Annotated in this window: 9 protein-coding genes and 1 pseudogene; 3 read left to right on the top strand and 7 right to left on the bottom strand. The window is 50.1% G+C overall.

What is annotated here, in order from left to right; all coding sequences use genetic code 11:
* Positions 1-337 precede the first annotated feature (337 nt).
* Positions 338-1270, top strand: coding sequence for a hypothetical protein (locus HY774_21440; GenBank protein ID MBI4751052.1), 933 nt, complete (start codon positions 338-340; stop codon positions 1268-1270).
* A 98-nt stretch (positions 1271-1368) separates the two neighbouring features.
* Here the strand turns inward: HY774_21440 and HY774_21435 are convergent, their stop codons facing one another.
* Entirely contained in the window at positions 1369-2031 is a 663-nt protein-coding gene (locus tag HY774_21435) for a WecB/TagA/CpsF family glycosyltransferase (GenBank protein ID MBI4751051.1), read from the bottom strand.
* Positions 2032-2301: 270 nt separating this feature from the next.
* On the opposite strand from HY774_21435, the gene HY774_21430 reads away from it, so the two are divergent.
* Both HY774_21430 and HY774_21425 read left to right on the top strand, forming a co-directional pair.
* Positions 2302-3480 carry a phosphoglycerate kinase gene (locus HY774_21430; protein ID MBI4751050.1) on the top strand — a complete coding sequence of 393 codons (1179 nt, stop codon included), beginning with the start codon at positions 2302-2304 and terminating at the stop codon, positions 3478-3480.
* A 93-nt stretch (positions 3481-3573) separates the two neighbouring features.
* Entirely contained in the window at positions 3574-4839 is a 1266-nt protein-coding gene (locus HY774_21425; protein ID MBI4751049.1) for a cation:proton antiporter, read from the top strand.
* Here the strand turns inward: HY774_21425 and HY774_21420 are convergent.
* The 6 genes and pseudogenes from HY774_21420 to HY774_21395 all read right to left on the bottom strand — a co-directional run bounded on the left by HY774_21420 (position 4825) and on the right by HY774_21395 (position 10815).
* Positions 4825-5400 carry a DNA-3-methyladenine glycosylase gene (locus HY774_21420; GenBank protein MBI4751048.1) on the bottom strand — a complete coding sequence of 192 codons (576 nt, stop codon included), beginning with the start codon at positions 5398-5400 and terminating at the stop codon, positions 4825-4827. The two genes, HY774_21425 and HY774_21420, sit on opposite strands and share 15 nt — an antisense overlap.
* Positions 5401-5524: 124 nt before the next feature.
* Positions 5525-6895, bottom strand: a complete 1371-nt coding sequence (gene glmM, locus HY774_21415) for a phosphoglucosamine mutase (protein MBI4751047.1) — start codon at positions 6893-6895, stop codon at positions 5525-5527.
* Between the two features lie 148 nt (positions 6896-7043).
* The gene (gene sat, locus HY774_21410; GenBank protein ID MBI4751046.1) at positions 7044-8216 is read right to left on the bottom strand and encodes a sulfate adenylyltransferase; all 1173 of its coding nucleotides are present in this window, start codon (positions 8214-8216) and stop codon (positions 7044-7046) included.
* Between the two features lie 217 nt (positions 8217-8433).
* A complete protein-coding gene (locus HY774_21405) occupies positions 8434-9189 on the bottom strand; it encodes a glycerophosphodiester phosphodiesterase (protein MBI4751045.1) in 756 nt (251 codons plus the stop codon).
* Positions 9190-9532: 343 nt separating this feature from the next.
* The gene (locus HY774_21400) at positions 9533-9754 is read right to left on the bottom strand and encodes a hypothetical protein (GenBank protein ID MBI4751044.1); all 222 of its coding nucleotides are present in this window, start codon (positions 9752-9754) and stop codon (positions 9533-9535) included.
* A gap of 2 nt (positions 9755-9756) precedes the next feature.
* Positions 9757-10815 (bottom strand): annotated as a pseudogene (locus HY774_21395) (Mrp/NBP35 family ATP-binding protein).
* Positions 10816-10832: the final 17 nt, after the last annotated feature.

Below are 10832 nucleotides of genomic sequence, written 5' to 3'. Positions count from 1 at the left end.
CCCTCGAAGTGATTGGCATCAATGGTGTCAAGTCAGCGGCCTACACGCTGAACCTCGCCGATGCTGAATAGTCTCTGAGAGGCAGTGCTTCGGCCTGCTTCCACGGCGGGTGGGTTTCATAACCCACCCGCTTTTTTTACGAATACTCAGCTCAGGGTACTATCAATACAACTGGCTGATAATTCTTAGCTTGAAACCTTACCCGGCAAAAAATCTGTTGATAGCTATGGAATCTGGCAATTCGGATTGAGAAAAAAATGCGTCTGCCTCTAAATAGCTTTACCTCAACAGGAGAGTAGAAAATACTCAAAGTAAGAAAAAGGAAGATCGTTCGACCATGAAGTCAAAGGCAACATTTATTGGAATCCTCGTTATTGTATTGCTTGGAGCCACCGCCATTGGAATCAAATACTGGAGTGATAATCGTAGTGGAGGCCCATCCGGTCTCACTGCTTTAGATCCAAACGCACCACCCGAATGGCCAGTTGATATCCCCTATCACCCACAGGCAATCGTAAAATCAAAAGTTTCAAACTCGGCAACCGGTGATCGCTATGACTTGAACGTTGCGCTCCCCAATGAAGAAGTCCTGAAGTTTTATCAAGAAAAATTTAAAGAAAAGGGATGGGTGATGGATCCCCCTAAATCTCCATCAATGCAAATCTGGCGGAAAGGGGCGCAAAAAGTTGGGTTTCAACTGCTCAATCGAGGCAAAGAAACTGGAGTAGCAATTCTGGTCTATACACAGACAGGCGATGGTGTTCAAGCCAAAGCACCTGAGGTGCCAGTTGATCCGTCCACAAATACTTCAACCAAAGGATTACCAGACCTTCCAAGCTCAGTACCAATTTATCCTAATCTAAAACCAATGGAGCGGTTCTTGAACACCAGTGGGACGGTTCACCATCGGTATGAAACAAAAGACTCGTTTCCACAAGTGAGGGACTACTATCAGAAAATAATGAATGAGCAAGGGTGGACTTTGAAAGGTGATATGAGCATCACAGAAGGTGCCCATCCGTACATGAATCAATTTTTCAGTAAAGGTGAAGTTACAATCAGTATACAGGTGACGACTGAGAATAAAGTGACAGAGGTTAACTATGTGCTCTTTGAAAAAAATGCTCAGTTGCCCGATATGGGGATCACCCAAAAGTCACAATTGAACTTAGAGACCACTCCAAAAACCGGGAACCCAGAATTACCTCCACCCAATATTTCGGTTAAGCCAGCTCCTGATAAACCGAAATCAGATGGAAAAAAGCAGTAGCCGACACGACTTCAAATTGAACATTTAACCAAAACAAAAATCCCGCAGATACCTTCTGTGGGATTTTTGTTTTGATAGGGATGTTTGATTATTCTGGATCACAATTTGGAAGAAGTTGATCGAGAAGTTTGTCTTAATCGAAGAAGAAACGACACAAATTCAGCATTTCCAATGAGGTATCTGCGCCAGAGACGGCGTGGCTCCTGAGCAAACCGAAACAGCCATTCCAACCCGACCTTCTGCATCCACCGTGGAGCACGCCGAACTCGCCCCGCGATATGATCAAAGCTACCCCCCACCCCAATACAAAACGCCGCACCGGTTTGTGCTCCATAGGTTGCCAGCCAGTGCTCCTGTTTGGGTGATCCCATGGCAACAAATAAAATGTCAGGGCGAGATTCCTGAATCATTGAGGCCACACGAATTGACTCTGAGTCAGGAAAATATCCATCGTGGCAGCCAACGACGCGCAACCCTGGATAGACACACTGCAGTTGGTGAGCGGCTGCCTGGGCCACGCCAGGGGCCGCGCCAAGTAAAAACACCCGGTATCCTTTTTGAGCTGCCCGCTGAGAAAGCTCAGTCATGGTGTCAATTCCAGTAACTCGCTCGACAAGTCCGGCGCCAAAATTCCGTGAGCATCGCGAGGCCCAGACAACCGACATTCCATCAGCCGTGATGATATCGGAGGTGACCAGAATTTCACGCAACAGTAGATCTTTTTCAGCCAGAACCAGTTTCGAAGCATTGACCACTACCATTCGATGATGTCCTCCTGATCTAATCAAAGATTCAATCAGATCAAGGGTTTCAGACTGAGTGACGTTATCAACCCGCACGGAGCCAAAGAGAGCCGGCGGTCGTGAAGTGGATAGACAGGAAGTAGGGAAGGTCTGCTCCATTGTATTTGGGGAATTGCTAGTAGAAATTGACTTGGCAGGTACGGGCATTTGTGATACTCCTGGAACGCCTCTTTCATACTTCATCACATCCTTCATTTCAATCCATCTCTGAAAAAAGGTGCAAAACATATGAGTCTTTCAATTCGAGACCTTGATCTCCAGGGAAAACGAGTGTTTATGCGAGTTGATTTTAATGTCCCGATCAACGCTGAGGGGAAAGTCGCTGACGACACTCGCATTCGGGCTGCAATTCCGACCATCCAACTGGCGCGCGAAAAGGGCGGGCGAGTCATCCTGGCCTCCCATTTGGGCCGTCCTAAAGGGTCGCCTCAACCAAAATACAGTTTGCAGCCGGTTCTTGAACCACTTTCACAATTGCTTGGGATTCCAGTTGCTTTTGCGGCTGATTGTATTGGCGAAGAGGCAAAAGCAAAAGCTGAAGCCCTCCAACCAGGTGAAGTTCTCCTGCTTGAAAACCTCCGTTTTTACAAAGAAGAAGAGAAAAATAACCCTGATTTTGCCCGATCACTGGCTGAATTAGCTGATGTCTATGTCAATGACGCATTTGGGACCGCACACCGGGCGCATGCTTCGACGGCTGGGATTACTGAATTTTTGACCGACAAAGCCGCCGGCCTGTTGATGGAAAAAGAACTGACCTATTTAGGGAAAGCCCTCCATGACCCAGAACATCCTTTTGTGGCGATTCTGGGTGGTGCCAAAGTTTCCGATAAAATTGAGGTCATTGACAATTTGTTGAAAACGGCGAATGTCATGTTGATTGGTGGGGCAATGTCCTACACCTTCTTAAAAGCCCGTGGCCTGGAGATTGGAAAATCACTGGTTGAAGATGACAAACTTAATCTGGCTCGCGAACTTGAACAAAAAGCCAAAGAACGCGGGGTCAAATTCCTGATCCCCACCGATCATCTGGTGGCTGATTTGAGCCGTCCAGACCTGGCCCCGAAAACAGTATCCGTTTCTGAAACTCCGGCTGATCTGGCTGGGTATGACATTGGGCCGGCGACAGTTGCGGCCTACACCGAGGAAATTGCAAAGGCCAAAACCATTGTCTGGAATGGCCCAATGGGCATCTTTGAAAACCCGCTCTATGCCGAAGGCACCATGGCGGTTGCCAAAGCCGTGGCTGCCTGTGACGGCACTACAATTATTGGAGGCGGTGACAGCGTAGCGGCGATCAATCAAGCCGGGTTGGCTGATAAAGTCTCCCACGTTTCAACCGGAGGTGGTGCGAGCCTGGAGTTCTTATCTGGACTGGAGCTTCCTGGCGTGGCGGTTTTGAAATAACTGATTTTCATCAAAAGGTACAACGAGAAGTGATGTTTCTTCTTCTTTTTGTACCTTTTGTATTTTCCAATGCTGTGTATCAGGAAAGATTCCATGCTGATGTCACCGATCTTTCTTCCAGCGAGTTTCACTGGAGCCGGCGGCGATCAGGTTTTATTTGAACTGTTTATCATTTTTGCCGCCGCCAAAATTGCGGCTGAAGTGTTTGAACGGTTCAAACAGCCAGCCGTTGTGGGCGAGATTCTGGCTGGGGTTGTCATTGGCCCAAGTATGCTCAAACTGGTGGCTCCCTCCCAGGTCACGCAGGCACTCTCTGAAATTGGTGTCATGCTGCTTCTGTTCATGGTTGGGTTGGAAATTAACTCCAGCGCCCTTTTGAAAGTGGGAGGTCGAGCCCTGCTGGTGGCAGTTTCGGGTGTTGTCGTGCCATTCATCGCCGGATGGGCGACTTTTCGTCTGTGGCAGGCAACATCGTATCAAAGTATTTTTATGGGAGCGGCGTTGGTGGCCACCAGCGTTGGGATTACGGCCCGGGTGCTGGGCACGATGCACGTTCTCAACACTCAAGCCAGCCAGATTATCCTTGGGGCCGCAGTAATTGACGATATTTTGGGGTTGATTGTCTTGAGTATTGTCAGCAGTCTGGCACGGGGCGGAATTAACTATGCTGAACTTGGGGTGACGGTGGGGCTTTCAATTGGATTTACTGTGTTTGTGATGGTGGTGGGGACGCGCCTGGTCAAACGGGCACAACCACAAATCGAAAACCTGAAAGTAAATGAAGCCTATTTCATTGTTGGAATTTTATTGTGTCTTGGGTTGTCGTGGTTGGGCACGCTGGTTGGCGTCGCGGCGTTGATTGGTGCTTTCCTGGCGGGAATGGCGCTGGGTGAATCCACCGAACATACCAAATTGCACGCTCAGGCCAGTTCCGTCATGGAGTTCTCGGTTCCATTCTTTCTTGTCAGCATCGGGCTTCAGCTTGACCTGAGCGTTTTTAAAGATACTCAGGTGATCACCCTGGCTGTGGTCACAACCTTCATTGCCGTGGTAACCAAGTTAATTGCCTGCGGATTGGTGGCGTTGCCAATGGGGAAACGAACGGCCCTGCAAGTTGGAATGGGGATGGTTCCGCGCGGAGAGGTGGGTATTATTGTGGCTCAAATTGGCTTGAAAAGTCAGGTATTAACCCCGGCTCTGTATGCCGTTGTCATATTTATGGCGGTTGCCACGACGCTCATTGCTCCACCGTTTCTGGCGGTTTTGTTTAAACCAAGCCCGATTGAGCCAGATGTTTTGGTCGAAGAGGGTAGCTCTGAGTTTGTTGAGCCTGATCAATCACTCTCAGATCTCGGATGATTGAAGAACGGTGGGCGGAGGGGTTTTAAACCGACTGACGGCCTTGTTTCCGGGAATATAAAAGCGCCAGGGAAGTTCCACTGCTTTGGTAATTCCAATTCGGGGAGAAGTGGCAACCTCAACTTCAGTTTCTGGTTTGAGAAGCTGAATTTTATCGCCGACCAGACTGCCGTTATAACTCAGATCTATCCCAAACAAACGACATAGCTTTCCTGGACCATTGGCGAGTTTATGCCAGTGATGTGCCGGTGACTGTGACTCAAATCCTTTTTGAGGTTCAATCGCTCGAATGAGCACTGCCCCCGGGCCGGTGGTATCTGCTGTGAAATTCAGGCAATGGTACATCCCATAAATCAGGTACACATAGACCCGGCCTGTCGTCTCTTTCATCAACCGGCTGCGTTCGCCGGGTAACAGGCCGTGTGAGGCGGCATCTGTCGTGTAGGCTTCAGTTTCGACAATCATTCCTTCCAACCGTCCACGTACCAACCGACACCCGAGCAGATCACGGGCAACCGTTAGTGTATCTCTTTCAAAAAAGGGAAGTTCGAGTTGATCCATTGGAAGAATGAAGAATGAAGAAACTATCTAGTGGTTAGTGGTTAGTGGTTAGTGGTTAGTGGTTAGAAATCAATACTTTCGAGGAAGAATCAAGAACGAACCACTAATCACTAGCCGCTAACCACTAATCACATTCGTTTTGTCCCAGTTCCTTTTGAATGATGGCCGCCAGGATTTGGGCCTGGGTTGTGACATCCTCAAGGTTTTCACCTTCGACCATAACGCGAGCGAGTTTTTCAGTTCCAGAATATCGAAGAAGGAGCCTTCCGCGACCAGCAAAGTGATTTTCAATCTGGTGTGCCACCTCGGCAATGGCTGGAACCTGGGCAAATGGAATTTTTTCACGGACACGAACGTTGATCAGGATTTGCGGGCACGTGGTTAATTCCTGGGTTAGCTCAGCCAGTGATTGTTGTTTTTCGGCCACAACCCTGAGAATTTGAAGCGCGGTGACCATTCCATCGCCAGCCAGACCAATGTAGGGAAAAATAATATGGCCTGATTGTTCACCACCAATCAGAGCACCTGTCCGCAGGAGTTCTTCAAGCACATATTTGTCGCCAACGTTGGCCCGAATCAGTTCAACGTGGCGGTCCCGGAGTGCCAGTTCCAGGCCAAGGTTGCTCATAACTGTGGCAACGACCTGCCGTGGAGCGAGTTTTTCCTGTTCATCCAGCCATTTTGCCATCAGAAACAGTGTGGCATCGCCATCCACCAGATTGCCTTTGTGATCAACAAACAGGCAGCGGTCAGCATCACCATCAAAGGCAATTCCTAAGTCCGCCCCAATTTCTTGAACCAGCGCCTGGAGGTTCTCCAGATGAAGTGATCCACAATTCAAATTGATGTTTTCCCCGTCAGGGTTCGCTCCAATGGTATAAACTTGAGCCCCGAGACTTTCGAGGACCACCCGGGCATAATAACTGGCGGCTCCGTTGGCACAATCCACGGCCAGTTTCAATTTTGAGAGTGACAGTTCTCTTCCAATTTCAGAACAGAGAAACTCAAGGTAGCGTGCCGAAAGGTTGTCATCGGTTCGAAGGTCAAGTGATTCTCCGCGATCAGTCTGATCAGCCGCCATCTGGGCAGGCGATTCCAGTGCCAGCTCCAGAGCGGTTTCCAGGGCGTGATCTTGTTTTTGGCCACTTGGGAGGAAAATCTTAATCCCATTGTCTTGAAAGGGATTGTGGGAAGCCGAGATCACCACACCGGCGTCAAACTTCATGACGGAAGTCAAATACGCCACGCCTGGCGTTGGAATAACCCCGGCTGAGACCAGCTTTCCACCTGCTGACCGAATTCCCCAACCCAGGGCACCGGCAATCCAGGATGTGGACTCTCGGGTATCACCGCCAATTACAAAGGATGGCTGCCGGCCAAGTCGGTGAGAAAACTCTGTCACCAGGGCGGCGCCCAAAACATTCAGGGCGCGTGGCTGCAATGGAAATTCACCGGCCACACAGCGAATACCATCGGTTCCGAAGTACTTTTTCATAGGGTGAATAGAACGTAGGAGCGGATGAGGTGACTGATGCCTGGTACTTAGTGCTTGGGAATCACTATCTTCCAAGTACCAGGTACCAGTCACCAGTCACCAGATACGAATCACCAGGTACCAGGTACGAAGCACCAGGCACGAAACACTAGACTGCGGCGCTGGCAACTCGCATTGACTCAATCAGGATTTCGGCAACTTCAGGGCGAGTGAATTCAACCGGCGGAATTTCACCTCGCTGGAGCATTTCGCGAACTTTGGTCCCTGACAGAAACACGTGCTGTTCGTTTCCGTGTGGGCAGGTTTTTGGGGAAACCATGCTGCCACATTTGCGGCAAAAGACAGTGTGTTCAAAGAAAAGCGGGGTGATATCCAGCGCGCGCGCATCAAATTCCTTAAAGATCAATTGGGCGTCATACGTGCCGTAATAATTGCCCACGCCGGCATGGTCACGACCCACAATAAAATGGGTGCATCCATAATTTTTGCGGACAATGGCATGAAAAATTGCTTCGCGTGGCCCAGCGTAGCGCATGGCGGCTGGAAAGACAGACAGCAGCACCCGGTTTTGTGGGTAGTAATTGTCGAGCAATACCTGATAGCACTTCATGCGGACATCCGCCGGGATATCATCGGATTTGGTGTCCCCAACCAGTGGGTGGAGCATCAGGCCATCAACAATTTCGAGTGCAACTTTTTGAATGTATTCGTGAGCCCGGTGGACTGGATTACGCGTTTGGAATCCAACCACCCGTTCCCAACCGCGTTCGGCAAACGCGGCCCGAGTTTGAGCTGGTGTCCGCCGATGATCCGTAAAAGGAAGTCCAGTCAGGTGATTGACCAGCGTAATTGGTCCGGCCAGCAGCACGTCTCCCATATCATAGACCGCCTTGACACCTGGATGGGCGGCCTCAGTCGTACGATAGACTTTTTCGGCTTCTTGTTCTTTATCTGCCTGGGTATAGGGAGATTTTTCTTCCAGGTTCATCACTGCCAGCAGCTCGTCATCGCCGTTGTACAGGGCGATTTCCTGACCTTCGGTAAACTGCGCGGCTTGTTCAGTGGTGGCTGAAAGGGTAATCGGAATTGACCACGGAAGCCCAGACGCCAGGTGCATATGATCGCGGACACTTTCATAATCAGCCCGGTTCATAAAACCTTCGAGCGGTGAAAATGCACCATCAGCAATCATTTCCAAATCTGAAATTTCACGTGAACCAAGGATCAAGCGAGGAAGGGAAGCTGCCCGGTCAAGTAGTTCGGCACGAACTTCGGGTGTAGCAACTCTGTGAATGAGGCGACCTCCATGAGGTGAAATCATACGATGTTTCTAAGATTCCTTTCTTTCAATTAAGTCAACGGAGAAAAACTGATCTTTGTATCACGAGCAGGGGGATTCTCCAAAAGGAAAGTGATACGAGCCACATTGGTGCCTTTGAAGTGTGAGATTGTAACCAGGCGGTAGATTGCCATGTTGTGAGCAGGCAGTCGAAGGGTGATGAGAGATCAGCGAACAAGCGTTCTGGGAAAGAGGTTACTCACTTTCCGGCCAGGTATTCAGCTTTAAGTTTCAGGGCGCGTTCCGGAAAATCAGTAATCAACGCATCCACGCCCCACTCAATCAACCGGCGCATGACATCAACCTCGTTGACCGTCCAGGCATGAACTGCAACTCCACGCTGGTGTGCCTGTCGAATCATTTCCGAAGTTACGACTGTAAATTCTGGGTGAAGTGCATTGGGCCGGAGCCAGGTTGAAACGGCTTTGGGGCGGAGATAGAGCCGTGGGTGGGCTTCGTGGAGGTACCCAATCCGAATGTGTGGGTCAAGTTTGCGTATTCGTCGCAGAACAAACGGGTTGAATGATGAGACAATCGCACGGTCAGTGAGTTTGTACTGGCAAATTAACCTCGCAACAAGCTCTTCCTCGCCGGCACTTCGAATGGCTTCATTTTTGATCTCAATGTTGATTGATGCGGTTGGGGGAAGTGCATCCAGAACTTCAGGCAGGGTAGGTGGGGGTTCACCGGCAAATTGCGGGCTAAAATGGCTGCCGACATCCAGAGACTTCAGGGCATGGAGAGAAAGTTCACCGGTTTTGCCTTTGCCATTGGTGAGTCGTGACACTTCATAATCGTGAAAGACGACCAGTTCGCCCGTTCCGCAGCACATGACATCCAGTTCCACACCATCGGCGCCAAGTTCAAAGGCCCGACGAAACGCAGCCAGTGTATTTTCCGGCGCCTGGGAACGCGCCCCTCGATGAGCCCAAATTTGTGGAAAAACAAAAGTCATAGTGTGAGAAAAGGGCTGAAGATTCGCAAGCTCAGAGCTGAAGAAAACGGGCTGAGGGCTGAAGAAAGCGGGTAAACCCAACCTCAATCTCGCGCCGTCTCCAGCCCGTCGTCTTCAGCCCCAAGCCCAATGTCTTCAGCCCCAAGCCCGTCGTCTTCAGCCCGCTGTTTTTTCAGCCCCATATAAGCAAGTCGAGGCATCCTGATGAAACCAGTACATCGGGATGCCTCGTGCGGATTGATATTTCTTCAAAGGGAGCCAGTTACTTTTCACCGAAACGATAGACCTGGTGGCCTGGACGACAGGAAAAACGCCGCACCCGGTGAGATAGGGTTCCGAAGGACTAGGCCGCAACTGCGCTGGCTGGCCTATCGTCGTGGATATCAACTTCAATCAAGCCTTCCCGATATAAAGCATAACCGCTTGACGTACTGGCAATGACAGATGGAATTCCACGGGCTGCAAACCATTCCTGCCACATTTCCAGATCACGATAGGCTTCTGATTTTTTACTTTTCACAAATGTGGAAAAACGATTATCTTCCGTAATGGCAACTTGCACCATGATTACCCTCCAATATTAAGTGTAGGCAGCTTGGGCGCTTCGATTGCGGCGATGCTCACTTGAGCTGCGAGCGCCTCGGCGATTTTGAAAAATGCTTGAGCCTGAATACTCTCAGGTTCGCCTATAACTACAGGTACCCCTACGTCACCGCCCTGACGAACGTTTATGCTCAGGGGCACTTCACCCAAAAAAGTACTGTCAAAATCCTTCGCCATTTTGGAACCGCCACCCTGTCCAAAGATAAAAATCGGTTCGGAGGAGTGTGGGCAGACAAAATAGCTCATGTTTTCAACAATTCCAAAAACCGGAATCCCGACCTGGCGAAACATATTGAATGCCTTGCGAACATCAGCCAGGGCTACTTCCTGGGGAGTGGTAACCAGTACCGCGCCTGAAACGGGCACCAACTGGGCCAGGCTCAACTGGACATCACCGGTTCCGGGCGGCATGTCAACGATCAGATAATCCAGTTCTCCCCATTCAACTTCCCGGAGAAATTGTTGCACGACGCCGTGCAACATTGGACCACGCATAATGACTGGCCGGTCTCCGCGATTGATTAATCCAATCGACATAAACCGAATTCCGTGAGCTTCGCGGGGCAAAATGCGGCGGCCAACAATCGTGGGTTCATCATTGACACCCAACATGATTGGCACGTTAGGGCCGTAAATATCAGTATCAAGCAACCCAACCCGGGCACCTGTGCGACCAAGGGCAACCGCCAAATTGACGGCAACCGTTGATTTGCCAACACCACCCTTGCCGGAACTGACGGCAATGATATTGCGCACGCCGTGGATGGCTTCTTTTTCAGGGATTCCTCGTCCTTTGGGAACTTCAGAATCCATTTTGATTTCGACCTTGGTGACTCCAGGAATGGACAAAACTGCTTTCCTGGCTTCATCTTCCAGTTTTTCTTTGACGGGACAGGCAGGTGTTGTGAGCACAAACCGGAACGCGATTTCAGTTCCCTGGATCTTGATATCGCGAATCATGTTGAGACTCACCACATCGCGATGCAGATCCGGATCTTTGACCGCCCGTAAGGCTTCCAGTACCTGTTGTTCGTTGACTT

It is taken from the genome of Acidobacteriota bacterium, assembly GCA_016208495.1.
Taxonomy (GTDB): Bacteria; Acidobacteriota; Blastocatellia; order Chloracidobacteriales; family Chloracidobacteriaceae; genus JACQXX01.
Note: the sequence above shows the minus strand (reverse complement) of the source record. Positions and strands in the feature narration are given on the sequence as shown.